The organism is Delftia acidovorans NBRC 14950 (assembly GCF_001598795.1).
Lineage (GTDB): Bacteria > Pseudomonadota > Gammaproteobacteria > Burkholderiales > Burkholderiaceae_C > Comamonas > Comamonas acidovorans.
Genome location: NZ_BCZP01000012.1, coordinates 129,343 through 155,547, shown reverse-complemented (window position 1 = coordinate 155,547; position 26,205 = coordinate 129,343). Strand labels below are relative to the sequence as shown.

General features: G+C 69.0%; 20 protein-coding genes. 8 read left to right on the top strand and 12 right to left on the bottom strand.

Translation table 11 applies throughout. From position 1 onward, the window contains the following. Positions 1 to 4: 4 nt before the first annotated feature. The 5 genes from DA1_RS17220 to DA1_RS17200 form a co-directional block, all read right to left on the bottom strand. Positions 5 to 1,474, bottom strand: a complete 1,470-nt coding sequence (locus DA1_RS17220) for an efflux transporter outer membrane subunit (protein WP_034392793.1) — start codon at positions 1,472 to 1,474, stop codon at positions 5 to 7. After that, the gene (locus DA1_RS17215; protein WP_034392790.1) at positions 1,471 to 4,668 is read right to left on the bottom strand and encodes an efflux RND transporter permease subunit; all 3,198 of its coding nucleotides are present in this window, start codon (positions 4,666 to 4,668) and stop codon (positions 1,471 to 1,473) included. Before DA1_RS17215 ends, DA1_RS17220 begins: the two co-directional genes overlap by 4 nt. 18 nt (positions 4,669 to 4,686) lie before the next feature. After that, positions 4,687 to 6,054 carry an efflux RND transporter periplasmic adaptor subunit gene (locus DA1_RS17210; RefSeq protein ID WP_034398436.1) on the bottom strand — a complete coding sequence of 456 codons (1,368 nt, stop codon included), beginning with the start codon at positions 6,052 to 6,054 and terminating at the stop codon, positions 4,687 to 4,689. Between the two features lie 166 nt (positions 6,055 to 6,220). Continuing rightward, positions 6,221 to 7,645 carry an MFS transporter gene (locus tag DA1_RS17205; RefSeq protein WP_034392786.1) on the bottom strand — a complete coding sequence of 475 codons (1,425 nt, stop codon included), beginning with the start codon at positions 7,643 to 7,645 and terminating at the stop codon, positions 6,221 to 6,223. Next, a complete protein-coding gene (locus tag DA1_RS17200) occupies positions 7,642 to 8,883 on the bottom strand; it encodes a multidrug effflux MFS transporter (protein WP_034392783.1) in 1,242 nt (413 codons plus the stop codon). The genes DA1_RS17205 and DA1_RS17200 overlap by 4 nt, the downstream gene beginning before the upstream one ends. Before the next feature lie 171 nt (positions 8,884 to 9,054). Here DA1_RS17200 and DA1_RS17195 point away from each other — a divergent pair, with 171 nt between their 5' ends. After that, the gene (locus DA1_RS17195; protein ID WP_034392780.1) at positions 9,055 to 9,753 is read left to right on the top strand and encodes an Lcl C-terminal domain-containing protein; all 699 of its coding nucleotides are present in this window, start codon (positions 9,055 to 9,057) and stop codon (positions 9,751 to 9,753) included. A gap of 3 nt (positions 9,754 to 9,756) precedes the next feature. On the opposite strand, the gene DA1_RS17190 is transcribed toward DA1_RS17195, so the two are convergent. The 5 genes from DA1_RS17190 to DA1_RS17170 form a co-directional block, all read right to left on the bottom strand. Beyond that, entirely contained in the window at positions 9,757 to 10,662 is a 906-nt protein-coding gene (locus DA1_RS17190; protein WP_013802724.1) for an SDR family oxidoreductase, read from the bottom strand. A gap of 28 nt (positions 10,663 to 10,690) precedes the next feature. Next, a complete protein-coding gene (locus DA1_RS17185; RefSeq protein ID WP_034392777.1) occupies positions 10,691 to 11,707 on the bottom strand; it encodes an NADP-dependent oxidoreductase in 1,017 nt (338 codons plus the stop codon). 98 nt (positions 11,708 to 11,805) lie between these two features. After that, positions 11,806 to 12,228: a PaaI family thioesterase gene (locus DA1_RS17180; protein WP_016446794.1), complete on the bottom strand. Its 423-nt coding sequence runs from the start codon at positions 12,226 to 12,228 to the stop codon at positions 11,806 to 11,808. Between the two features lie 118 nt (positions 12,229 to 12,346). Beyond that, positions 12,347 to 13,138, bottom strand: coding sequence for an SDR family oxidoreductase (locus DA1_RS17175; RefSeq protein WP_034392775.1), 792 nt, complete (start codon positions 13,136 to 13,138; stop codon positions 12,347 to 12,349). A gap of 137 nt (positions 13,139 to 13,275) precedes the next feature. Continuing rightward, positions 13,276 to 13,995, bottom strand: a complete 720-nt coding sequence (locus DA1_RS17170; protein ID WP_034398435.1) for a methylated-DNA--[protein]-cysteine S-methyltransferase — start codon at positions 13,993 to 13,995, stop codon at positions 13,276 to 13,278. Between the two features lie 164 nt (positions 13,996 to 14,159). Here DA1_RS17170 and DA1_RS17165 point away from each other — a divergent pair, with 164 nt between their 5' ends. After that, positions 14,160 to 14,474 (top strand): hypothetical protein, encoded by a 315-nt coding sequence (locus DA1_RS17165; RefSeq protein ID WP_013802728.1) that lies wholly within the window; start codon positions 14,160 to 14,162, stop codon positions 14,472 to 14,474. Positions 14,475 to 14,621: 147 nt separating this feature from the next. After that, complete coding sequence (locus DA1_RS17160) at positions 14,622 to 15,581, top strand: class I SAM-dependent methyltransferase (protein ID WP_034392772.1); 960 nt, start codon at positions 14,622 to 14,624, stop codon at positions 15,579 to 15,581. Here DA1_RS17160 and eno read toward each other — a convergent pair. After that, positions 15,536 to 16,861 (bottom strand): phosphopyruvate hydratase, encoded by a 1,326-nt coding sequence (gene eno / locus DA1_RS17155; protein WP_034392769.1) that lies wholly within the window; start codon positions 16,859 to 16,861, stop codon positions 15,536 to 15,538. The genes DA1_RS17160 and eno overlap by 46 nt on opposite strands. Positions 16,862 to 16,966: 105 nt before the next feature. On the opposite strand from eno, the gene DA1_RS17150 reads away from it, so the two are divergent. Then, on the top strand, positions 16,967 to 17,884 hold the full coding sequence (locus DA1_RS17150) for a LysR substrate-binding domain-containing protein (RefSeq protein ID WP_034392767.1): 918 nt from the start codon (positions 16,967 to 16,969) through the stop codon (positions 17,882 to 17,884). A gap of 10 nt (positions 17,885 to 17,894) precedes the next feature. On the opposite strand, the gene DA1_RS17145 is transcribed toward DA1_RS17150, so the two are convergent. Further along, positions 17,895 to 19,061, bottom strand: coding sequence for a helix-turn-helix domain-containing protein (locus DA1_RS17145; protein WP_230590773.1), 1,167 nt, complete (start codon positions 19,059 to 19,061; stop codon positions 17,895 to 17,897). 125 nt (positions 19,062 to 19,186) lie between these two features. Here DA1_RS17145 and DA1_RS17140 point away from each other — a divergent pair, with 125 nt between their 5' ends. From DA1_RS17140 to DA1_RS17125, 4 genes are all read left to right on the top strand, one after another. Further along, complete coding sequence (locus DA1_RS17140) at positions 19,187 to 21,385, top strand: TonB-dependent receptor domain-containing protein (RefSeq protein ID WP_034392761.1); 2,199 nt, start codon at positions 19,187 to 19,189, stop codon at positions 21,383 to 21,385. Between the two features lie 143 nt (positions 21,386 to 21,528). After that, positions 21,529 to 23,652 (top strand): PQQ-dependent dehydrogenase, methanol/ethanol family, encoded by a 2,124-nt coding sequence (locus tag DA1_RS17135; RefSeq protein WP_034392758.1) that lies wholly within the window; start codon positions 21,529 to 21,531, stop codon positions 23,650 to 23,652. Positions 23,653 to 23,769: 117 nt separating this feature from the next. Beyond that, positions 23,770 to 24,651: a transporter gene (locus DA1_RS17130; protein ID WP_034392756.1), complete on the top strand. Its 882-nt coding sequence runs from the start codon at positions 23,770 to 23,772 to the stop codon at positions 24,649 to 24,651. A gap of 42 nt (positions 24,652 to 24,693) precedes the next feature. Beyond that, entirely contained in the window at positions 24,694 to 26,202 is a 1,509-nt protein-coding gene (locus DA1_RS17125; RefSeq protein ID WP_034392754.1) for an aldehyde dehydrogenase family protein, read from the top strand. The last annotated feature ends 3 nt before the right edge of the window (positions 26,203 to 26,205 follow it).

Here is a 26,205-nt window from a genome sequence, read left to right as displayed (position 1 = left end):
GCGCTCAGGAATTCGCCGGTGCCGAGGCGGACGACGCCTGCACCTGCTCGCCGCCCAGCACCTTCCACAGCGTGACGCGGTTGAGCTGCTCGGACAGGCGCAGGCCGATCAGGGTCTGCTGGGCCGTGTAGAGGCTGCGCTGCGCATCCAGCACGGTCAGGTAGTTGTCCACGCCGGCCTTGAAGCGGGCCTCCGACAGGTCGAAGGCCTTTTGCGTGGCGGCGACCATGCTGGTCTGGGCGGCCAGGCGCTCGTCCCACTGCGCGCGGTCGGCCAGCACGTCGGCGGTTTCGCGGAAGGCCGTCTGCACGGCCTTCTCGTACTGGGCGATGGCGATGCGCTGGTTGGCCTCGGCCACCTGCACGCCCGCACGGTTGCGGCCACCGTCGAAGATGGGCAGGCGCACCAGGGGGATGAAGCTCCAGGTGCTGCTGCTGCCGCCAAAGAGGCCATCGAGTTCGCGGCTGCCCGATCCCACGCTGGCCGTGAGGCTGATGGTGGGGAACATGGCGGCGCGGGCGGCGCCGATGTTGGCCTCCATGGCGCGCAGGTTGTTCTCGGCGGCCTGGATGTCGGGGCGCACCAGCAGCACGCTGGAGGGCAGCGGTGCAGGCACGGGCTGCAGCGCGGCCGCGGGCCGGGCATCGGCGCGCAGCGTGGCGGCGCCGGGCAGCAGGGCATCGGGCAGCGGGCCGCCCACCAGCAATTGCAGGGCGTTGCGGTCACGCTCCACCTGGGAGGTGAAGCTGGCCACGTCGCCGCGCGCCGTGTCTACCGTGGTCTGGTTCTGGGCCAGCACCAGGCCCGATGTGGAGCCAATCTCGTGCATGCGCCGCGTCAGCTCATAGGCCTTCTCGCGGCTGGCCAGGGTGTCGCGCGCCAGCTGCAGGCGGGCCTGGTCGGCCGCCAGCGTGAGCCAGCCGTTGGCCACATCGGCCACCAGGCCGATCTGCACATTGCGCCGGTTCTGCTCGCTTTGCAGGAACTGCTGCAGCGCGGCCTCGCTGAGGTTGCGCACGCGGCCCCACAGGTCGATCTCATAGCTGGCAAAGCCCAGCTGGGCCGTGTACTGGGTGCTGACCGATGCCGCCTGCGTGGCGCTGGTCATGCCGGCGGCCGTGCGCGCACGGCTGGCCTGGGCCTGGGCGGTGACGCTGGGCAGCAGGTCTGCGCGCGTGATGCCGTACTGGGCACGCGCGCGCTCGATGCTTTCCACGGCCACGCGCAGGTCGCGGTTGTTGGACAGGGCCAGCGCAATGACCTCGCGCAGCTGCTGGGACTGCACCCAGCCCAGCGCGGCGGCGGTCTGCAGGCTGGCCTCGTCGGCCTGGGCAGGCGTTGCGGCCGTGCTGCCGACAGTGTCGGGCACGGGCATGTCGGGCGTGCGGTGCTGCGGCGCGAGGTTGCAGCCGGTCAGCAGCGCCGTCAGCGCCGCCGCTGCAGCCAGTGCGGAGACATTCGTTGGGCGCCTCATGCTGCGCTCTCCTTTGCGGTATGCGGTGAATCAGGTGATCCGGCAGTGGGCTGGGCCGCGTCGTCCTCGGTGCGCGAGTGGCTCTTGAACCAGCTGCGGATCAGCAGGAAGAACACGGGCACCAGGAAGATGCCCAGCACCGTGGAGGCCAGCATGCCGCCGAGCACGGCCGTGCCGATGGCATTGCGCCCGCCCGCGCCGGCGCCGGTGCCGATGGCCAGCGGGATGACGCCGAAGCCGAAGGCCAGCGAGGTCATCAAGATGGGACGCAGGCGCAGGCGCACGGCCGAGACCACGGCGTCGAAGATGCTCTTGCCCTGCTCCTGCAGCTGCACCGCAAATTCCACGATCAGGATGGCGTTCTTGGACGCCAGGCCCACCGTGGTCAGCAGGCCCACCTGGAAGTACACGTCGTTGGTCAGCCCGCGCGTGTAGGTGGCGGCCAGCGCGCCCACCACGCCCAGCGGCACGGCCAGCATCACCGACAGCGGCACGGTCCAGCTCTCGTACAGCGCCGCCAGGCACAGGAACACGAAGAGGATGGAGATGGCGTACAGCAGCGGCGCCTGCGCGCCCGACTGGCGCTCCTGCAGCGAGGCGCCGGTCCACTCGTAGCCTATGCCGGCCGGCAGCGTGCGCAGGATGTCCTCCACGATCTGCATGGCCGTGCCCGAGCTGACGCCCGGCGCGGCGCGGCCTTCCATTTCATAGGCCGGGTTGCCGTTGTAGCGCATGAGCTGGGGCGAACCGTAGGCCCAGTAGCTGCTGGAGAACGAACTGAACGGCACCATCTCGCCCTTGGCGTTGCGCACCGTCCATTTGGCGATGTCCTGGGGCAGCATGCGGTGCGGCGCATCGCCCTGGATGTAGACGCGCTTGACGCGCTCGTTGTTCAGGAAGTCGTTGACATAGGTGCCGCCCATGGCGCTGGACAGCACGCTGTTGATGTCGGTGTACGACAGGCCCAGTGCGGCGGCCTTGCGGTCGTCGATGTCCAGGCGCAGCTCGCTGGCGTCTTCCAGGTTGGTCATGCGCAGATTGGTCAACTCGGGGCGCTTGCGGGCCTCGGTCAGGAATTTCTCCTTGGCCTCCAGCAGCGCCTGGTGGCCCAGGCCGTTCATGTCCTTGATCATGAAGTTGAAGCCCGAGCTGGAGCCCAGGCCGCGCACGGCCGGCGGCAGCATGACCAGCACGCGCGCATCGCGGATGGAGGACAGGTCCCTGGTCGCGCGGTGCGCGATCTCGGAGGCCGACTGGCCGGGCAGCGGCCGCTCCTCCCAGGTCTTCAGGCGCACGAAGGCGCGTGCCGAGGCCTGGTCGCCGTTCAGGCCCGAGACCTGGTAGAAGCTCACCACGTCGGGCTGCTTGGCAAAGTAGTCGCGCACCTCGTCGAGCACGCCCTGCAGCCGCGTATCGGCCGCGCCCGAAGGCAGGTTGATGTTGACGAAGACGAAGCCCTGGTCCTCGTCCGGCAGGAAGGAAGTGGGCAGGCGCGCCATCAGCAGCCAGACCACGCCGCAGACAGCCAGGAAGATCAGCATCATGCGCTTGGCGCGGCGCAGCGAGTAGGCCACCGTGCCCTGGTAGCGCGCAGCCGTGGCGTCGAAATGGTGGTTGAACCAGCGAAAGAATCGGTCATTCACCCCCAGGATGCCGCTGCGGATGGGCCGGTCATGCCCTGCCCCGCCCGCTGCGGGCGGCTTGAGCAGCGTGGCGCACAGCGCAGGCGTCAGCGTCAGCGCCACGAACACCGACAGCACCATGGCCGCGACGATGGTGATGGAGAACTGCCGGTAGATCACGCCCGTGGAGCCGCCAAAGAAGGCCATGGGCACGAACACGGCCGACAGCGTCACGCCGATGCCCACCAGGGCTGGCGTGATCTCGCGCATGGACTGGCGCGTGGCCTGCTTGGGCGACATGCCCGTCTCGTGCATCACGCGCTCGACGTTCTCCACCACGACGATGGCATCGTCCACCAGCAGGCCGATGGCCAGCACCATGGCGAACATGGTCAGCGTATTGATCGAGTACCCGGCCAGCGACAGCACGCCGAAGGTGCCCAGCAGCACCACGGGCACGGCGATGGCGGGGATCATCGTGGCGCGGAAGTTCTGCAGGAAGATGAACATCACGATGACCACGAGGATCATGGCCTCGCCCAGCGCGCTGACCACTTCCTTGATGGAGGCGCGCACGAAGGGCGTGGAGTCCGAGCTGACGAAGTAGTCGATCTCGTTGGGGAAGAACGGCTTGAGCTCGGCCAGCTTGGCGGCGATGGTGTCGGCCACGTTCATGGCGTTGGCGCCATCGGCCAGCACGATGCCCATGCCCGCGCCCGGCAGGCCGTTGAGCTTGGCCTTGATGGTCAGGTTGTCGGCGCCCAGCTCCACACGGGCCACGTCCTTCATGAGCACCACCGAGCCGTCCACGGACGACTTCAGGACGATGTCCTCGAACTGCTCCACCGTCTTGAGCTTGGTGCGCGCCGTGATGGTGGCGTTCAGTTGCTGGTCCGCCACGGCGGGCAGCGCGCCCAGCTGGCCGGCCGAGACCTGGGCGTTCTGCGAGTTCAGCGCACTGACCAGGTCCGACGGCATCAGCGCGTACTTCTCCATCTTGGCCGGGTCCATCCAGATGCGCATCGCATAGTTGGTACCGAAGACGTTGACATCGCCCACGCCGTCGAGGCGGCCGATCACATCGACCAGGTTGCTGGTCAGGTAGTCGCCGATATCGACCGCGGTCATGGCCGGGTCCTTGGAGAAGAAGCTGTAGGTGACCAGGAAGTCCTGGCCGCCCTTGTTCACGAACACGCCCCGGCTCTTGACGGCGTCGGGCAGACGGTTCACGGCGGACTGCAGCTTGTTTTGCACCTGCACCTGGGCCACGTCGATGTTGGTGCCCGGCGCAAAGGTCAGCGTGGTGCGCGCACGGCCCGAGGCGTCGGACGTGGAGCTCATGTAGAGCATGTTGTCGATGCCCTTGAGCTGCTGCTCGATGATCTGGGTCACCGAGTTCTCGACCGTCTCGGCAGAGGCGCCCGTGTACTGCGCGCCGATGGTCACGCGCGGCGGCGCGATGTCGGGGTATTGCTCCAGCGGCAGCGTGAAGATGGACAGCGCGCCGCCCAGCATGATGACGATGGCGATGACCCACGCGAAGATGGGCCGGTTGATGAAGAACTGAGCCATGTGACGGGTTCCTGCGGCTTAGCCGGCGGCCGGGGCAGGAGCCGCTGCCGGTGCAGGAGCTGGGGCTGGAGCAGGCGCCTTGTCCGCAGCGCCAGGTGCTGCCGGCCCGTCGGCCGGCTTGCCCTTGCGGGCCTGGGCCTTGGCGCGCAGGTCCACCTCCACGGCGCGCACCTTGTCGCCGGGCTTGATGCGCTGGAAGCCATCGACCACCACGCGTTCGCCGGCCGACAGGCCGTCCTGCAGCAGCCACATATTGCCCACGGCGCGGTCGATGTTCACGGGCCGGCGCTCGATCACGTCGTCGGCCTTGGCCACCAGCACGCTGGCCTTGCCGGTCAGGTCGCGCGTCACCGACTGCTGGGGCACCAGCAGCGCCTCGGGCGCCAGGCCCGTGGGCAGCAGCGCCTGCACATACATGCCCGGCATGAGAACGCCCTGCGGGTTGGGCACCACGGCGCGCAGCGTCACGCTGCCCGTGGTGGCATTGACGATCACGCCGGCAAACTGCAGCTTGCCCTGGTGGCTGTAGTCCGTGCCATCGTCCAGGCGGATGCGCACGGCCACCTTGTCGCCCTCCACCTTCTGGAAGCGCCCGGCATCCCAGTCGCGCTTGAGCTGCAGCAGCTCGCTGGTGGACTGGGTGAAGTCCACATACATGGGGTCCAGCTGCACGATGGAGGTCAGCGCCTCGGTCTGGTTGGCCGTCACCAGCGCGCCCGGCGTCACGGTGGACAGGCTGATGCGCCCGCTGATGGGCGCCTCGATGCGGCTGTACTTGAGGTTGATGCGCGCGGTCTCCAGATTGGCCTTGGCCACAGCCACGTCAGAGCGCGACTGGGCGGCAGCGGCCTGGCTTTCTTCAAAGGCCTGCTGGCTGATGGCATCGATCTTGACCAGCTCGGCGTTGCGCCGCGCCGTGGCCTCCAGCGTGCGGGCGCTGGCCTCGGACTTGGCCAGCGCCGCCTGGGCGCTGGCCTCGGTGGCGCGCAGCGAGGCCGCGTCGATCTGGTAGAGCTGCTGGCCCTGGCGCACCAGGGCGCCCTCGGTGAACAAACGCTTTTGCACGATGCCCGATACCTGGGGCCGCACTTCGGCGGTCAGCGAGGCGCGCGTGCGGCCCGGCAGCGTGGCGTCCAGCTGCTGGCTTTGCTTTTGCAGCGTGACCACGCCCACCTCGGTCGCGGCCTTGGCCGTGGCGGCAGGTGCGGCATCCTTCTTGGAGCAGGCCGCAAGGCTTGCGGCCAGCGCCAGTGCGCACAGCACGGCGGTGCCGATGCGCCGGCCGCCGGCCGGCGAGGCGAAAGCTTGTACGTGCCCTGCGCCGGGCTGGGAATCGGAAGGCGCCGCAAGGCGCGGGCTCGGCGAAAAGGGCACGTCAGAAATCATGGGAGCAGCGAAGTCGTTGGGGGCATCGCACGATTGTGCAGTGCCCATATTTCTTGTTTGTAAAGCGGATGGCATGCCACCGAAATCTCCTGGCAAGTCCATCCAGGATGATGCATGTGTCGGAGCGCGCCGACACATGCAAGTTCAATGCCATTTAGGGGCCTGTTCAGTGCTTAGGCACGGGTGCCGTGCGCACGCGCAGCAGGCTGAACACGCCCGCCATGGCCGCAAAGCAGCCCGCCACGGCCAGGGCCACGATTTCGGCATGGCCGCCATGCCCGCCCGCGAAGGTGAAGATGGTGGCCAGCACCACGGCGCCCAGGGTCTGCCCCGTGAGCCGCGCCGAACTCAGCATGCCGCCGGCCGCGCCGCTGCGCGCCAGGGGCGCCGTGGTCACGATGGTGTGGTTGTTGGGCGACTGGTACAGCGCAAAGCCGCTGCCCGCCAGCAGCATGCGCCAGACCATGTCCACGGTCGAAGGCGCATCGGGCATGGCCGCCAGCGCCCACAGCCCGCAGGCGAACATGGCCATGCCGATGCCGCCCAGCAGCCCGTCCGCATAGCGGCCGATGAGCCGGCCCGCGATGGGCGCCGTCAGCACCGTGGCCAGCGGCCAGGCCGTGATCAGCAGCCCGGCCTCGATGGGCGACATGCCGTGCGACTCCAGCAGCAGGAACGGCAGCGCCAGGTAGGCCAGCATCTGCGCGCAAAAGGCGCTGACCGATCCGCACATGGACAGCGCAAACACCGGAATGCGCAGCAGGTCCACCGGCAGCAGCGGCGCGGGCAGGCGCCACTGGCGGCGCACATACCAGGCACCCACCAGCAGGCCCGCGCCCAGCAGCCACCAGCCCGAAGGCAGGGAAGAATCGGCACCGCCGGCGCGCACGCCCAGCTGCTCGCCGCCCAGGAAGATCAGGCTGAACATGAGGATGTTGAGCAGCACATCCAGCGGCGACAGCCGCGCCCCTGCATGGCCGGCCACGGCATTGGCCGGCAGCGCGCGGCGCCCCAGCCACAGCGTGAACAGGCCCAGCGGCAGATTGGCCGCAAACAGCCAGGGCCAGCTGGCCACCGACAGAATCGCCGCCGCCACCGAGGGCCCGGCCATGGATGCCGTGGCCACCACCAGCGAATTCACGGCCATGCCCCGCCCCAGCAGGGCACGCGGATAGATCAGCCGCACCAGGGCGGCGTTGACGCTCATCACGCCCGCAGCACCCAGGCCCTGCAGCGCCCGCGCCGCCACCAGCGTGGGCAGCGACGTGGCCAGCATGGCCGCCAGCGAGGCCACGGAAAACACCAGCATGCCCACCAGATACACGCGGCGGTAGCCCAGGCGTTCGCCCAGGGCCGCCAGCGGCAGCAGCAGCACCAAGCTGGCAAGCTGGTAGGAATTGACCACCCACAGCGTATGGGCCGAGCTGGCCTGCAGCTCGCGCGCCATGGCAGGCAGTGCCAGATTGACCAGGGTGCTGTCCAGCACCGACAGCGTCAGCCCCAGGATGATGACCAGCATCGCCTGGCCGCGAGGGCCTGACGGAAGTCCATCGTGGACAGGCGCAGCCTCTGCCGCGGGTGCCAGGCTCATGAATGGCCCTTTGCGCCCACGCGATGGGCACGCGCACCGCCCAACGTGATCCAGGCCAGGGCCACACCGATCAGCGCGCCCGTGGCCATGCCCACCACCATGGGCAGGGGCTTGCCCGTGGAGAACAGGCCAACGATCTGCATGGCCGCAGCGCCCGACAGCATCTGCAGCGTGCCCAGCAGCGCCGAGGCCGTGCCGGCAATGGCGCCGTGTTCCTCCAGCGCCAGCACCGAGGTCGTCGGAATCACCAGCCCCATAAGCGCGCTGGCCACGAAGTACAGGCCGATCAGCACGGCCAGCCGCTCACCACCCAGCAGGTAGTACGACAGCAGCGACAGCATCACCAGCCCCGAGCCGGTGGCCGCCACCTTGACCACGCGTACCAGGCCGAAACGCTGGCCCAGCCAGCCCGTGAACTGCGCCGCGCCGATGAAGGCGATGGCGTTCAGCCCGAAGGCCAGGCTGTACTGGGTGGAGCTCAGTCCGTAGTAGTTGATCAGCACAAAGGGGGAGCCAGCCAGGTAGACGAAAAAGCCCGCCATGGCGCAGCCGCCGATAAAGACCAGGCCCAGGTAATGCCAGTCGCGCAGCAGCACGCCGTAGGCGCGCAGTGCGCCGGCCACGCTGCTGTCCAGCCGCGCGGCGGCCCCGCGCGTTTCCTTCAGGCCCATGAACACGGCCACCAGGCCGATCACGGCCGCCACGGCCACGGCCCAGAACACGCCGCGCCAGCTGCTCACGGCAATCACGCCGCTGCCGGCCAGTGGCGCCAGGATGGGAGAGACGCTGAACACCAGCATCAGCAGCGACATCATGCGGGCCGCCGCGTGGCCGGTGTGCAGGTCGCGCACCACGGCGCGCGGCACGGCCATTCCGGCGGCCGCGCCCAGGCCCTGGATGAAGCGCAGCACCACCAGCGTCTCGATGCTGGTGGCCATGGCGCAGCCCACGCTGGCCAGCGCGAACACGGTCAGGCCGAAGTAAAGCGGCGGCTTGCGCCCCACCATGTCCGAGACCGGCCCGTACAGCAGCTGGCCCACGCCCAGCGAGAGGAAGAAGGCCGTCAGGCTGGCCTGCACCGCGCCCACCTGGGCACCCAGGCTGCTGCCGATCTGGGGCAGCGCGGGCAGGTACATGTCGATGGCAAACGGGCCGATGGCCGAGAGCAGGCCCAGGATCAGCACCAGGCGCAGTGTGTGGGAATCAGGGGAAGCGGGAGAAGAAGAGGGAGAAGACATAGACGCGCCATTGTGGCGGCAAGCGCTGAGGGCTGCAGGGCGGTGCTCACATTTCCTGGTCAGGCAGGCCGGCGTGCGCGGCGCTGGCGGCTTGCCGTGGCACAAGTTTGCGGGGCTGCAACCCTGTTACGCTCGGATACGAGATTGCCACCACAGCAGCATAGACACCCCATGCACTCATCCACGCCCCTCTTCCTGCCGACCCTCACCGCATTGCCAAGGCCCCTGCTCGCCGCCCTGCTGCTGGGCGCGTGCATGCAGGGCCCGGCCCATGCGGCGCCGCCGCAGGCCCGCGGTGACGCCAAGGCCAGCGCCACTGCCATGCTGGAAGTATCCGAAGACGGCCGCGACGTGATCGACCGGCGCGCCCGCCTGCTGTGGCCGCGCTGCGTGGAAGGCATGCAGTGGAATGGCAAGACCTGCACGGGCCTGCCTGAGCTATTCACGCACAAGCAGGCGCAGGCCCTGGCCGCCGAACGGGCCAAGCAGGACGGCTTGCGCTGGCGGCTGCCGCGCGTCAACGAGATGCGCCGGCTGATCTCGCGCGATATACGGCCGCAAGGCCTGTCGCCCGAGCTGTTTCCGGGCGCACCGCGTGGCTGGCACTGGACGGGCACGGCAGCGGTGAACGCGCGGCCCGTCAATCCCTACAACTACAGCAACATCTCGGGCAGTGCCGGTACGCAGCTGTCGGCCCAGCAGGCCTGGGCGATTGACCTCGACAGCCTGGAGACGCGGCCCGACATGGGGCGCGGCAACCAGCTCATGGTGCGGCTGGTGCGGCCCCTGCCCTCCGCGCCGCCCGATGAAAAGGCCGAGGCTCCCGCCAGGCCGGCCGCCCACAGGCCGGACCCGGACGAAGAGGACTGACGCTCAGGCCGCGCGCAGCGAGGCCTTGAGGCTCGCGCCCAGTTCGGGCTTGTGCGCGAACGGATCGGTGGGGTTGCGGCCCTGCACCACATCTTCCATGCGGGTCTGGACCGAGCCCAGCGCCTGCGGATGGCTGTAGATGTAGAACTGGTTGGCCGCAATGGCGTCGAAGACCTTCTGCGCCACATCGGGGGCCGTGACCTTGCCCGAGCCCACGGCCTTCTCGCTCATGGCCTGGCCGATCTTCTGGCTGGCCGTCAGCGGCTGGGCGGCCAGATGGCTGGGCCGGTTGCGCTCGCTGTGGCTGATGCCCGTGGGAACGAAGAAGGGGCACAGCACGCTGGCGCTGATCTGGTCGGAGACCAGGGCCAGATCCTGGTACAGCGTCTCGGTCAGGCTCACCACGGCATGCTTGCTGACGTTGTAGATGCCCATATTGGGCGGCGCCAGCAGGCCGGCCATGCTGGCCGTGTTGACGATGTGGCCCTCGAAGGACGGGTCGGCCTTGGCCGCCTCCAGCATCATGGGCGTGAACAGCCGCACGCCGTGGATCACGCCCCAGAGGTTGACGCCCAGCACCCACTGCCAATCTTCCAGCGTGTTCTCCCAGACCAGCCCGCCCGCGCCCACGCCTGCGTTGTTGAACACGAAGTGCGGCGCGCCGAACTGCTGGCGCACCTCATCGGCCAGGGCCTGCATCTGGGCTGCGTCGGACACATCCACGCGGCGTGCCAGCACGCGCACGCCCTGCCCTTCGAACTCGGCGGCGGCCCTGTCCAGCGCTTCCTGCTGCACATCGACCAGCACCAGGTTCATGCCCAGCTTCGCGCCAATGCGCGCGCACTCCAGGCCGAAACCCGAGCCCGCGCCCGTCAGCACGGCCGTCTTGCCCTTGAAGTTCTTGATCATTCCCTTGTCTCCTGGTGTTGTTGTGGGGTCAGATCAGTTTCACCAACTGCTTTCCGAAGTTCTTGCCCTTGAGCAAGCCCAGGAAGGCCGAGGGTGCGGAGGCAATGCCTTCGGCAATGCTCTCGCGCGGGCGCAGCTTGCCGGTGCCCACCAGGCGGCCCAGCTCCTGCAGCGCCTCGGGCCAGACTTCCATGTGCTCGCTGACGATGAAGCCTTCGATGCGGATGCGGTTGATCAGGATGAGCGCGGGATTGGTCATGGGCAGCGGCGTGCCGTCGTAGCCGGCGATCATTCCGCACAGCGCGATGCGCGCAAAGGCATTGGTGCGCAGCAGCACGGCGTCGAGGATGTAGCCGCCCACGTTCTCGAAGTAGCCGTCGATGCCCTGCGGGCAGGCGTCCTTGAGCGCCTTGGCCATGGCCTTGGTGTCGGGGTGCTCGCGGTAGTCGATGCAGGCGTCGAAGCCCAGCTCCTCGGTGGCGTAGCGGCACTTCTCGGGGCCGCCCGCAATGCCCACCACGCGGCAGCCGCGCGCCTTGGCCAGGGCCGCGAAGGCGCTGCCCACGGCGCCCGTGGCGGCGCTGACCACCACGGTCTCACCAGCCTTGGGGGCGATGATCTTGACCAGGCCGTACCAGGCCGTCACGCCGGGCATGCCCACGGCGCCCAGGTAGTGCGACAGCGGCACATGGGTGGTGTCCACCTTGCGCAGCATGCCGGGCGCATCGCCATCGACCACGCTGTATTCCTGCCAGCCACCCATGCCCACGACCTTGTCGCCAACCGCAAACTTGGGATGATGGCTTTCCACCACCTCGCCCACGGTGCCGCCGATCATGACCTCGCCCAGCGGCTGCGGCTGGGCGTAGCTCTTGCTGTCATTCATGCGGCCGCGCATGTAGGGGTCCAGGCTCAGGTAGTGGTGGCGCACCAGCACCTGGCCTTCGGCCAGCGCGGGGGTCTCGGTCTTGGCAAGGCGGAAATTGCTTTCCACGGCTTCGCCCTCGGGGCGGTTGTCGAGCAGGATCTGCTGGTTCACGGGCATGGGAAAACCTCCGGTGGCATCACAAACAATGGAACCAGTTCCCGGTGCTACCGGGGCTGGCGTGTGGCATTGGGTATCTGGCAAATTCGCCGTGCGGATCAGTCCGTGGCGAGGGTTGTCTCGGCGGCGGCCGGCTTGGCCACGCGCGGCATGTACTTGAACGTTCCGGTCGCATGGCTGCACAGCCGGCCCGAGGCATCGAACACGCGCGCCTCGGTATAGGCCATGGAACGCGTGCGGTGCAGCACCACGCCCTTGGCCACCAGGGGGCCGCGCGCCGGCTGCATGAAGCTGGTCTTCATCTCGATGGTCACGCAGCCCATGTCGCGCTGCAGGCTGCGTGCGGCAACGGCCATGGTCACGTCCAGCAGGGTCATGGTGGCGCCGCCGTGGGTCACGTCAAAGGTGTTCAGGTGCTCGGGACGCGCCTCGAAGCGCAGTTCGGACTCCCCGTCCTCCATGCGGTGCAGGGTGAAACCCAGGTGGTCGACGAAGGGGATGGGGTGGCCAAAATCCAGCACGAAATTCTCCAGTTCAGATCGCAATGCAGGCGAGCATAAGGGCGCCCGAAGGCACCATGGCGCGCGGCGGCCCGATCTGCGGGAAAAACTGTCACCTCGGCAGCAGCGCCGCTGCGGCTCAACCGCCCACCAGGGCGCTGACGCCGCCGTCCACGGCCATCCACTGGCCCGTGATGTGCTTGCCCGCATCACTGGCGTACAGCAGGGTCAGGCCCTTGAGGTCCTCGTCGTCGCCCAGGCGGCGCAGCGGAGCGTGGGATTTCATTTCATCCTCGCCCAGGGTCTCGATCAGCACGCTGGCCATCTTGGTCTTGAAGAAGCCCGGGCAGATGGCATTGACGTTGATGCCGTGCACGCCCCACTCGCCGGCCAGCGCGCGCGTGAAGTTGATGACCGCGCCCTTGGAGGTGTTGTAGGCAATGGTCTTCATGCCCAGCGGGTTGCCGCCCAGCCCAGCGATGGAGGCCAGGTTGATGATGCGACCGGTCTTGCGCGGGATCATGCTGCGCCGCGCGATCTGCTGGCTCAGCAGGAAGTAGCCGCGCACGTTGAGGTTCATCACCTTGTCCCAGGCGGCCACCGGGTGCTCCTCGGCCGGCGCGCCCCAGCTGGCGCCTGCGTTGTTGATGAGGATGTCCACCTGGCCCAGACGCTCCAGGGTCTCGGCGGCCAGGCGCTCGATGTCGGCCTCGTTGGCGCAGTCGGCGGCGATCCAGCGGGCGTCAATGCCTGCGGCCTGCAGCTCGGCAGCGGCTTCCTCCAGGTCGGCGGCCTTGCGCGAACTCAGCATGATCCTGGCGCCCGCCTCGCCCAGCGCATGGGCCATCTGCAGGCCCAGGCCGCGCGAGCCGCCGGTCACCAGGGCCGTCTTGCCGGTGAGGTCGAAAAGTTGCTGCACATTGCGAGTCATTCGTCTGTCTCCTGCGCCGGGTCTTGTGTTCCGGTCATGGTTGGAATGGAGGGCGGCCATCCCCAAGCGGAACAGCCTGCAGCGGCGATTGTGCAAGCCGCCCTGCTGTGCCGCATGTCACATGCGTGTCCGGCCCGTCAATCCCCGAACAGCGAGCGCGTGCCGCCCCAGGCCGCACCCTCGATCTCCAGCATGCGCAGCTTGGTCAGCGCGCCGCCGCCGCCCGAAAAACCGCCCGGCTGGGCGCCGGCAGCCAGCACGCGGTGGCAGGGAATCACGGGCGCAAAAGGGTTGAGGCCCAGCGCCTGCCCCACGGCGCGCGAAAGGCCCACCTCGCCCAACTCGCGTGCAATCTCGCCATAGGTGCGCGTATGGCCGGGCGCAATGGCGCGCGTCAGGTCATAGACGCGGCGGTGAAAGTCCGACACGCCGTGCCAGTCCAGGGCCAGCCCGGCCAGATCCGGCAGTGCCTCGCCTGCGGGCAGCATGCGCCGTGATCGCAGATCGGGCAGCACCCGGCCGTCACGCAACTGCCGCGCGCTGGGCGCGGAAGGCTCCACAGTCCATTCGCCATGGCCCGCCATGAGCACCTGCACACCGGCGATGGCCTGTGCCACGCTCACCGGCAGGTCCTCGGCCCGCGCCGCTGCGGCGTAGCTGCCCGGTCTGCGCAATTGCACGCCGCGCAGCATGCGCGTGCGCGTGGCGGCCGGGCCGTCCACCTCGGGCAACTGAAAAGCCACCAGGCCGCAGGCGCCCCAGGCCACGCCGCAGGGCCCCACGCGCGTGGCAAACAGCGCATGGCCCGTGGCTTCGGGGTCCCAGGCCGGGCAGCCCGTGGTCGATTCGTTCGTCATGGCGATGGTTTTCTCCTTGCAGGCGATTGTGGCCGCATGGCTGCAGCCGCTGCCCGGCAGCGACCCCACCGGGATAACACTGTAAAAAAACACCGGAAAAATACTGGATGTGCAGCCAGTTAATACTGTATATTTCGCCAGTCATCATCCTCACCTCGTGAACCATGGACATGCAAGAAGCCGCCTTCACCGTCACCTTGTGTGACTACCCCAACCTGCCCGAGCAGGAACGCAACAAGGCCGAGGCACGCTATGCCCGCGTGCTCGAACGCCAGCTCGGCAGCGCCGAGCAGGTCAGTGAAACCCTGTACTTGGTAGAGGGCCTGGAAGACACGCCCCCTGAAGAAATCAGCGACGACGCCAAGCTCGCCTTCGCCCGCTGGATGAAGGCTGCGCGCGCCGCCACCGAGGCCGGCATGCAGGGCCTGGGCGACGGCGAATGCAGTTTCTTCGAGGTGCGGCGCGGCTGGCGGCATTGAGCCTGCCCGCAGCACGGCTGAATGGGGCCTGAGCCCGGGTTTGCCTGGGCTGGGCCCCAAACTGCATACACTGGCAGACCTTTTCGTCGACCCCTGCCTGGTTCCATACGGTTCCACCCGGCGCCCCTGCCAGATCCAGCCTCTCCCATGCAAGCCCTGCTCGACGCCATCGCCCGGATGGCCCTGCCCTCCGACGTCCAACGCATCTTCCACGGCCGTGGCGGCCTGTACCCGGGCTGCGAGCATCTGGTGCTCGACGCCTTCCCGCCCGTGCTGGTGCTCACCAGCTTCCAGCCGCTGGACGATGACGCCCTGGCCTCCATCGGCACAGCGCTGTCACTGCGCTGGAGCGAACTGGCACCGGACCAGCCCCTGAACTGGGTCTACCAGCTGCGCCAGCCCGCCGCGCCCGCCGAAACGCGGCTCATGGCCGGCGAGGTGCCGGACCCCCACATCGTCACCGAGGCCGGCACGCGCTACCGCGTGCAGGTGCTGCGCGGCCAGAACCACGGCTTGTTCCTGGACATGGCCGAAGGCCGGCACTGGGTGCACGCGCATGTCGCCAACCATCCCGAGCACCGCCACGGCATCAAGGTGCTCAACCTGTTCGCCTATACCTGCGCCTTTTCGGTGGTGGCCCTGCAGGCCGGGGCGCGCCATGTGATGAACATGGACATGGCCCAGGGCGCGCTGGCCACGGGCCAGCAGAACCACCGGCTCAACGATCTGTCGGGCGCCAGCTTCCTGGCCCACGACATCTTCAGCAGCTGGGGCAAGATCACGCGCGGCGGGCCCTACCACCTGATCGTGGTGGACCCGCCCAGCTACCAGAAGGGCAGCTTCGTCGCCACCAAGGACTATGCCCGCCTGATGCGCCGCCTGCCCGACCTGCTGCGCCCCGGCGGCCATGTGCTGCTGTGCCTGAACGCGCCGGAGATGGGCACGCAGTTCCTGACATCGCAGATGCAGGAAGTGGCGCCCGAGCTGGAGTTCGTCGAGCGCCTGGCCAACCCGGCCACCTTCGCCGACATCGACGCCGAGCGCAGCCTCAAGGTGCTGGTCTACAGGGCGCCCGCAACACCCGCAGCGGCCGACACGGCTTCCTGACCCGCCCGGCCCTTGAGCGCGCGGCGCCCCGCATAGACGGCGGCCGGGCCCAGTTCGCGCTCGATGCGCAGCAGCCGGTTGTACTTGGCCGTGCGGTCGGCGCGCGACAGCGAGCCGGTCTTGATCATGGCGCACTGGGCCGCCACGGCCAGGTCGGCAATGCTGGTGTCCTCGGTCTCGCCCGAGCGGTGCGACATCACCACGCCGTAGCCTGCGCCATGCGCCAGGCGCAGCACGTCCCAGGTCTCGGTCAGCGTGCCGATCTGATTGATCTTGACCAGGATGGCGTTGCCCACACCCCGGGCAATGCCGCCCTCGAACAGGCCGGGGTTCGTGCAGAACACATCGTCACCCACCAGCTGGCAGCGTCCGCCCAGGCGCCGGCCCAGGGCCTGCCAGCCCTCGATATCGTCCTCGGCCATGCCGTCCTCGATGGAGACGATGGGGTAGTGCTCCACCAGCTGCGCCAGGTAGTCCACCTGCTGCTGGCGGCTGCGCACCAGGCCCTCGCCCGCGTAGCGGTAGCCGTCCTCGCCATGGAACTCGCTGGCCGCAGGGTCCAGCGCCAGGGCGATGTCCGCGCCGGGGCGCAGGCCGGCGCGCTCGATGGCGGCCATCAGGTGGTCCAGCGCCTCGGGCGCGCTGCGCAGGGCGGGCGCAAAGCCGCCCTCGTCGCCCACGTTGACGCTGTGGCCTGCGGCCTTGAGCGCATGGCGCAGCGTGTGAAAGACCTCGGCGCCCATGCGCAGCGCCTCTCCGAAGCTGTCCGCCCCCACCGGCAGCAGCATGAACTCCTGGAAGTCCAGCGGATTGTCGGCATGGGCGCCGCCGTTGATGACATTGATCATGGGCACGGGCAGCACGCGCGCCTGGGCGCCGCCCATGTGCCGCCACAGCGGCATGCGCTGGCTGGCCGCCGCCGCGCGGGCCACGGCCAGCGACACGCCCAGCAGCGCGTTGGCGCCCAGCCGGCTTTTGCCGGGCGTGCCGTCCAGCGCCATCATGGCCGTGTCGATGCGGCCCTGGGCGTCGGCCTGCATGCCGCGCAGCAGATCGCGCAGCTCGGTGTTGACGGCCTGCACCGCCCCCAGCACGCCCTTGCCCAGGTGGCGCGAGGCATCGCCGTCGCGCCGCTCCAGCGCCTCATGCCGCCCCGTGGAGGCGCCCGAGGGCACCAGGGCCAGGCCGCGCGCGCCGTCCTCCAGCTCGACCTCGACCTCCACGGTGGGGTGGCCCCGGCTGTCCAGCGCCTCATGGGCCGCGATATCGGTGATCTGCATGGAAACTCCTTTTCGTCAAGAAATTGAACTGTGCAAAGGAGCTGGCAAGCCTGCACAACTCCAATGAACAGGCTTCCATGCTAGAAATCACGGCGATGCGGGACAATGCAGTTTTTCTGCCCATGCGTCAGCTTTTCTGACGAATTGATTGCCATGAGACAACTGCCACCGCTGGCCGCCCTGCGCGCCTTCGAGGCCATTGCCCGCACCGGCTCGGTGACACGCGCGGCCGAGGAACTGTGCCGCAGCCACGGTGCCATCAGCCGCCACCTGCGCCTGCTGCAGGAGCACGCAGGCGCGGCGCTGTTCGAGAAAGAAGGCACGGGCCTGCGCCTGACCGAGGCGGGTGCCGCCTTCCATGCCTCGGTGCGCACGGCCTTCGACCAGCTGGAGGCCGCCTATGCCCAGCTGGCGCGCGACGCCCAGGCGCCGGGGCTGCATGTGGCCTGCAGCGCCACCTTTGCCATGCGCTGGCTGGTGCCGCAGCTGGCGGTGTTCTACCGCAGCCACCCGCATATCCGCATCCGCCTGTCCATGACCTCGGCGCGCGAGATGCGCAATGAAGGCGCCGACCTGATCATTGCCTGGGATCTGTCCACCTACGCCGAGGCCGACCGCCGCCGCGCCATCGAACTGGCGCCCGTGCACTTCGGCGCCGTCTGCACGCCGGCCTATGCCCGGCGCCGGCCCGCCAACCGCGCGCGCATTGCAAATGAGTACACGGCCAGCGCATGGAACCAGTGGGAAGCCCTCACGGGCCAGCCCGTGGCCCTGGGCGAGACGCTGGCGTTCCCCCACACCCACCTGTGCATAGAGGCGGCACTGTCGGGCCTGGGCGTTGCCCTGGTGGAGCAGCGGCTGATCGCACGCGAGCTCAAGGAGGGGCTGCTGGTGGCGCCCCATGGCTTCGTGCCCTTCGAGGGCGGCCTGCGCGCCGTGCCAGCTGCAGGGCGTGCGCTGCCGGCCCAGGCAGGGGTCTTCATCGAATGGATGCGCGGCGCGCTGGCCGCCGTGCCGGCATAGGCCAGACGGCCTAAGCCCTGCCCCACTCGCGCAGGCGCCGGTACAGCAGCCCGCGCGAGACGCCCAGCATGCGGGCGGCCTGCGAGATATTGCCCTGGCAGCGGGCCAGGGCCTGCTCGATCAGCTCGCGGCTGGCCTCGCCCAGGGAAGACGGTGCCTCGGACGGCGCCTCGGCGGGCGGTGGCAGGGCCTCGATGGCCGGCAGCACCTCCTCGACCTGGGAAGATGCCTCATCCAGCCTCGCCTCCATCCACAGCGTCAGCCCCGTAGGCAGCATCTGCGGGCGCGCCTGGCCGTGGTGGGCCAGCTCCAGCAACTGGTTCAGGCCCAGGCCGAAGACTTCCTCTGCCGCCAGCCCCTCGGCGGGCCGGCGCGGGCTGTCGAACAACTGGGCGCCCACGCCGTTGAACCAGCGCACCATGCCGTCGCCATCCACGGCAGCCAGCCCTTCCAGCGGCGTGCCGAACATGCTGCGGCTGGACTGGAAGCGCAGCAGCAGGTGCATGCGGGCAGCGCCCACCAGCAGCCGGTTCTCGATGCAGGTGGCGTACATATGGGCCATGGCGCCCGCATCAAAGCGAAAGGGGCCCGCCTCGCTGCTCAGGTCCAGCATGGCCACGGTGCGCCCGCTGGCGTCGCGCACGGGCGCGGCCGCGCAGTGCAGCGAGGCCAGGCAGCGAAAGAAATGCTCGCCGCCACGCACATGGCAGACCTCGCCCGTGCGCACGGCCACGCCGGGTGCGCCCGTGCCCACGGCATCCTCGGCAATGTTCACGCCCACGCGTGCGGCCGTCAGCAGCAGCGGGCCGTCGCCCGGCGTGGGGCGCGAGGCGATCAGCACCACGCCCTCGCTGCAGGTCAGCATGGCGCGCGCCTGGCTGCCCGCGATCACGGTCTCGAGTTCGGCGATGGGGTCGCGCGCCGCCTCGATCAGCGCGCGGTTGTGGGTCAGCAAGGTGGCCGTGCGGATCTTGCTGACCGGGTCGAAGCTGATCTTCTCGTCGGGGCTGCGGCTGGCGCCCAGGCAGCGCGTCCAGGACTGCAGCACGGGCTCGGACACCAGGCCCGAGGGGCGCTCGCCGCGCTCGAAATAGCGCTCGCGCGCCAGCGCCACCCGGTCCTGGCGCGTGGCATAGAAGGGGTTGGATGGCAGTGGGGCGGGAGGCGGCTGTTGCATGACGGACATCAAAACTGCCGCGATTGTTGTTCCGCCACGGCACAGGACAGCACTAGGGAAATCACCCGTGTTGGAACGGATTGCCGGGCTCGGTAACCTCGGGCATCGCCACAGGCCCGCCCGCAATGACACGCTCCCCACACAGCACAAGACACACTTGGCCCGCCCTGCTCACCCTGGGCGCCGCACTGGCCTGTACGCTGCACGCCCTGCCCGCCCACGCGGCGGACGCAGCGCAGGACTCCAGCGAGGCCCTGCTCGCCCCCGTGGTCATCACGGCCAGCCAGCCCGGCGCCGGCCCCGACCTGTGGCGCGCCACTGCCGCCATCGACAGCGTGGAAGGCGCCGTGCTGCGAGACGGGCAGATGCAGATCAACCTGTCCGAGAGCCTGGCGCGCGTGCCGGGCCTGGTGGTGCTGAACCGCCAGAACTTCGCACAGGACCTGCAGATCTCGGTGCGCGGCTTCGGTGCGCGCTCCACCTTTGGCGTGCGCGGCCTGCGCTTGTACGTGGACGGCATTCCGGCAGGCGCGCCCGACGGCCAGGGCCAGGCCGCCAACTTCACGCTGGGCAACGCCGCGCGCCTGGACGTGGTGCGCGGCCCGGCCGCCGTGCTCTACGGCAACAGCGCAGGCGGCGCACTGCTGCTGTACACCGAAGACGGCGAGGAACCGGGCCTGTGGCGCAGCGGCATGGCCGTGGGGCCGGACGGGCTGTGGCGCCTGTCCACCCAGCTGCGCGGCACGATCGATGGCGGAAAACCGGACCAGGCGGATGGCGGCTCCGCCCCATGGCGCTATGCCATCCACATCGAGCGCTTCGCCACCGACGGCATGCGCCCCCAGTCGGCCGCCGACCGCAGCACGGCCCACATGAAGCTGTCACGCAAGCAGGGCGACGACCAGTGGCTGCTGCAGTACCAGGAGCAGCGCGCCAGCGCCCAGGACCCGCTGGGCCTGACACGCGCCGAGTTCGAAGCCGACCCCGGCCAGACCACGGCCAGCGCGCTGCGCTTCAATACGCGCAAAAGCGTGCGCCAGCGCCAGCTGGGCGCCGCCTGGCAGCACCAGTTCGGCGCGGGCCAGCGCCTGGAACTCATGGCCTATGCGGGTACGCGCTCCGTGCTGCAGTACCAGTCCATTCCCGTGGCCACGCAGGCACCGCCCTCGCATTCAGGCGGCGTGATCGACCTGGACCGCGACTACGCAGGCATGAACCTGCGCTGGCGCAGCACCCATGAGGACGTGGCTGGCGGCCGGCTGGACTGGTCGGCAGGCCTGGCCTACGACTGGCAGGGCGAAACCCGGCGCGGCTACGAGAACTTCATCGGCAGCCAGCTCGGCGTGCAGGGCCGGCTGCGCCGCGACGAACGCAACCAGGCACGCTCCGCCGACCCCTACCTGCAGGCCGAGTGGAGCACGCAGAGCCTGGCCCTGAGCGCCGGCCTGCGCCAGGCGCGCGTGCGCTACCGCTCCGAGGACCACTACATCGCAGCCGGCAATGGCGATGACAGCGGCAGCATGGCCTGGCGCGGCTGGCTGCCCTCGCTGGGCCTGCGCGTGAACCTGCTGCCGGACCTGGTGGCGCACGCATCGGTGGGCCGGGGCATGGAAACGCCCACGCTCAACGAAGTGGCCTACCGGCCCGGTGGCCAAAATGGCATGAACACCGGCCTGGCCGCCAGCGCCCACAACACCGTCGAGGTCGGCCTGCGCGGGCGCCACGGCAACGCGGGCTGGAACCTCACGCTGTTCGAGACCCATACCCAGCGCGAGCTCACCGTGCTGTCCAACACGGGCGGGCGCGCCACCTACCAGAACGCAGGCCGCACGCTGCGCCGGGGGCTGGAATTCTCGGGCAACGCGCAATGGGGACCGCTCACGGCCAGCACCGCCCTGACCCTGCTGCAGGCCCGCTACCGCGACAGCTTCCTGACCTGCGAGGCCACGCCCTGCACCACGCCCACCGCCCCGGTGGACGCCGGCGCGCGCCTGGCCGGCACCGCGCCGCGCCGCCTGTGGAGCGAACTGGCCTGGCAGCTGTCACCGCAATGGACCTGGACCGTGGACATGCTGCACAGCGGCCCCGTGGCCGTGAACGACCGCAACACCGACCGCGCGGCCGGCTACACCGTCTGGGGCTCCAGCCTGCGCTGGTCACGGCAATGGCAGCAGTGGAGCGCCCAGACCTTTGTGCGGCTGGACAACCTGTTCGACCGGCGCTTTGCAGGGTCGGTCATCGTCAACGAGGGCAACCAGCGGTTCTTTGAGCCGGGTGCGGGACGCGGGCTGTCGGCCGGGGTGACGGTCAGCCGGACGTTCTGAGCTGTTCCACGGCGGTACACATCCGCCCCCGGGAAAGTCCGAATGTTGTGACCCGAGGCCGCTTTTTTTATCGTCTCCCACATGGTGCCCTTGCCCCCCAGCGCCATGCACGCAAAAACAAACCACACAGGAGACGAGACAACATGAAGACCCACGTGCTTTCCTCCACGCTGCTGGCCGCCGGCCTGGCGCTGGCCCTGCCGGGCGCCACGCTGGCACAGGCCGGCCTGCCAAGCAAAGGCTCGCCCGAGCACATACGCGCCGTCACCTCGCGCATCGACTCTCAGAGCATCCGCGACAACGCGCGCAGCTCCAAGGACTGGCCCAGCTACGGCATGGACTACAGCGAGACGCGCTTTTCCAAACTCAGGCAGCTGGACACGGCCAATGTGAAGCGGCTGGGCCTGGTCTGGTCGTATGACCTGGAATCCACGCGCGGCGTGGAGTCCACGCCCGTGGTGGTCGATGGAATCATGTACGTCACGGCCAGCTGGAGCGTGGTGCATGCGGTGGACGTGCGCACCGGCAAGCGCCTGTGGAGCTACGACCCCGGCGTGGACCGCGCCAACGGCTTCAAGGGCTGCTGCGACGTGGTCAACCGCGGCGTGGCGGTCTACAAGGGCAAGGTGTATGTGGGCGCCTTCGATGGCCGCCTGGTGGCGCTGGACGCGGCCACGGGCCAGAAGGTCTGGGAGCAGGACACCATCATCGACCGCGCCTACTCTTACACCATCACGGGCGCGCCGCGCGTCATCAAGGGCAAGGTGCTGATCGGCAACGGCGGCGCCGAGTACGGGGTGCGCGGCTATGTCACGGCCTATGACGCCGAGACCGGTGCCCAGCAATGGCGCTGGTTCACCGTGCCAGGCGATCCGTCCAAGCCCTTCGAGAACGAGGCCATGGCCCGCGCTGCCAAGACCTGGGACCCGGCCGGCAAGTGGTGGGAGGCCGGTGGCGGCGGCACGGCCTGGGACACCATGGCCTATGACCCCGAGCTCAACCTCATGTACATCGGCACGGGCAACGGCTCGCCCTGGGCGCAAGCCAAGCGCAGCCCGGCCGGTGGCGACAACCTGTACCTGGCCAGCATCGTGGCGCTGAACCCCGATACGGGCGAGTACGTCTGGCATTACCAGGAAACGCCGGGCGACAGCTGGGACTTCACCTCCACCCAGCCCATGGTGCTGGCCGACATCAAGGTGGGCGGCAAGCCGCGCAAGGTCATCCTGCATGCGCCCAAGAACGGCTTCTTCTTCGTCATCGACCGCACCAACGGCCAGTTCATCTCGGCCAAGAACTTCGTCGACGTGAACTGGGCCAGCGGCTACGACGCCAAGGGCCGGCCCATCGAGACGCCGATTGCGCGCAGCGGCGACCGCGCGCGCGACGTGATCCCCAGCCCCTTCGGTGCGCACAACTGGCATTCCATGTCCTACAGCCCCGACACGGGCCTGGCCTACCTGCCGGCCCAGCATGTGCCGCTGACCCTGCAGGACAACAAGAACTGGAAGTTCAACGGCGGCTCCCTGCCCGAGCCGCACAGCAACATCGGCTGGAACACGGCCACGCTGGTCAACATGGAGCCGCCCAAGAGCACGCCCTTCGGCCGCCTGATCGCCTGGGACCCGGTGGCGCAAAAGGAGCGCTGGCGCGTGGAGCATGCCTCGCCCTGGAACGGCGGCACGCTGGCCACGGCAGGCAACCTGGTGTTCCAGGGCACGGCCGACGGCCGCTTCGTGGCCTATGACGCGCGCAACGGCAAGAAGCTCTGGGAAAAGCCCACGGGCACGGGCGTGGTGGCCGCCCCCATCACCTATGAGGTCGATGGCCGCCAGTACGTCTCCATCGCCGTGGGCTGGGGCGGCGTCTACGGCCTGGCCGCGCGCCACACCGAGCGCAAGGGCCCGGGCACGGTCTACACCTTCGCGCTGGACGGCAAGGCCGAGGCGCCTGCCTTCGTCGCCTACCAGCAGGGCAAGCTGCTGCAGGGCGTGCCCTACGACAAGAGCCTGGTGGCCGAGGGCACGGCCCTGTACGTCAGCAACTGCGCCTTCTGCCACGGCGTGCCCGGCGTGGACCGGGGCGGCAACCTGCCCAACCTGGGCTACCTGGACCCGGCCTATATCGAGCACCTGGACAAGTTCATCTTCAAGGGCCCGGCCATGTCGCGCGGCATGCCGGACTTCACGGGCAAGCTGAGCATGGACGACGTGGAAAAGATCAAGGCCTTCATCCAGGGCACGGCCGACGCGGTGCGGCCCAAGTAGCCAGCGCGAGCCGCCCTCCTCCCCTCCCCCAACCTCCCAATCCCCTCCCCGGCCCTGCTGTCCTGCAGCAGGCCTGGGCAGGGCTTTGCCTGAAAACACCGGACCGGACTCTTCGCCATGCCATCCAAGCCCTTCACCCGCGCATCCCTGGCCCTGGCAGCCATGGCCGCATGCGCCACCTTCAATGCCCACGCCGTCGATATCGACGCGGGCGACTACACCGCCCTGCCGCCGGGCACCACGCTGGGCATGGTCTATTACCAGCACGCCACGCGCGACAGCCTCTATGCCAATGGCGACCAGGCGCCGATACGGCCGAGGCTGACCTCGGACATCGGCATAGCGCGCGGCGTGCACTTCATGAAGCTGGGCGACTATGTGATCGACCCGCAGTTCCTGCTGCCCTTCGGGCGCCTGTCGGCCTCGCGCGATATCGCGGCCATGGGCAGCAATACCGGCGTGGGCGACCTGATGCTGGCCGCTACCCTGTGGCTGACGAAGCCCGGCGACAAGGAGCACTTCGGCATCACCCCCTTTGTCTGGCTGCCCACGGGCCAGTACAACCGCAACGACCCGCTGAGCCTGGGCGAGAACCGCTGGAAGGCCGCCCTGCAGGCCGGCTGGATCAAGCCGCTGGGCAAGAGCGTGACCATGGACCTGGCGGCCGATGTCACCGTCTTCGGCAAGAACGACGACTTCGGCGCCAATAGCGCCACGCTCAAGCAAAAGGCGCAGTTCCAGTTCCAGGGCCTGCTGCGCTACCACCTGTCGGACACATCGGACCTGCGCCTGGGCCTGTCGCACCTGACGGGCGGCGAGACCCACGTCAACGGCGTGTCGCAAGGCGACCGCCAGTCCACCACCAAGGTCTCTTTCGGCGGCGCGGTGTTTGTCGCGCCCAAGACGCAGTTGCTGGCCACCGTGGGCCGCGATCTGCATGTGCGCCAGGGCTTCAAGGAGAACGCCCGCATCAACCTGCGCCTGCTGCAGGTTTTCTGAATCCACACCCCCTGTCCCCTGTCCACCACCAAGGAGCACACCATGAACCTCAGCGACATCCAGCACCAGATCACCGAGCGCGCCAGCGCCTTCCTCAACCGGGGCACGCATGACCTCTTCATCGACGGCCAATGGGTGGCAGCCCAGACCGGCCAGCGCCTGTCCACCGTCAACCCGGCCACCGAGGCCGTGATCGCCGAAGTCGCCAGCGCAGGCCCGGCCGACGTGGACCTGGCCGTGCGCGCCGCGCACCGCGCGCTGCACCTGGGCCCCTGGGGCCGCATGCGCCCCGTGGAGCGCGAGCGCCTGATGCTGCGCCTGGCCGATCTCATGGAGACCCATGCCCAGGCCCTGGCCGAGGTCGAATCGCTGGACAACGGCAAGTCCGCCGCCATTGCGCGCGCCGTGGACATCGCCATGGCCATCGACTCCATCCGCTACATGGCCGGCTGGGCCACCAAGATCGAGGGCATGACGCACGAGCACTCCGTGCCCTTCGCGCCCGAGGCGCAGATGTTCACCTACACCCGGCGCGAGCCCGTGGGCGTGGTTGCCGCCGTCGTGCCCTGGAACTTCCCCCTGCTCATGGCCACCTGGAAGCTGGCGCCCGCGCTGGCCGCCGGCTGCACCCTCGTGCTCAAGCCCGCCGAGCAGACGCCGCTGACCGCGCTGATGCTGGCCGAGCTGATCCAGGAAGCGGGCTTTCCGCCCGGCGTGTTCAACGTGGTCACGGGCGACGGCCCCGGCACGGGCGCGCCCCTGGTCTCGCACCCGCTGGTCAACAAGGTCAGCTTCACGGGCTCGACCGAGGTGGGCAAGCTCATCGGCCATGCCTGCATGGACAACATGACGCGCATCACGCTGGAGCTGGGCGGCAAGTCCCCCGTCATCGTGCTGGACGACTGCGATCCCGCCACGGCTGCGGCGGGTGCGGCCAATGCCATCTTCTTCAACCATGGCCAGGTCTGCTGCGCGGGCTCGCGCCTGTACGTGCACAAGAGCATGTTCGACCGCGTGGTGGCCGACGTGGCCGACCAAGCCGCCCAGCTCACCCTGGGCCATGGCCTGGACCCCAGCGCGCAGATGGGCCCGCTGGTCTCGCAGGAGCAGATGGAGCGCGTCTGCAGCTACATCGACATAGGCCGCAGCCAGGGCGCCGAGGTGGTGACGGGCGGCGCCCGCGCAGGCCAGCGCGGCTACTTCGTGCAGCCCACGGTGATGACCGGCGTGCAGCACGACCACCGCGTGGCCCGCGAGGAAATCTTCGGCCCCGTGCTCGTGGCCATGCCCTATGACGACCTGGACGAAGTCGCCGCCTGGGCCAACGACACGCCCTACGGCCTGGGCGCCAGCATCTGGTCCAACAACCTGTCCAAGGTCCACCGGCTGATCCCCAAGATCCAGTCCGGCACGGTCTGGGTCAACTGCCACAGCACCCTGGACCCGGGCATGCCCTTCGGCGGCTACAAGCAGTCCGGCATGGGCCGCGACATGGGCCGCACCGCGCTGGATGCCTACCTGGAGACCAAGTCGGTGTTCATCAATCTGTGAGTC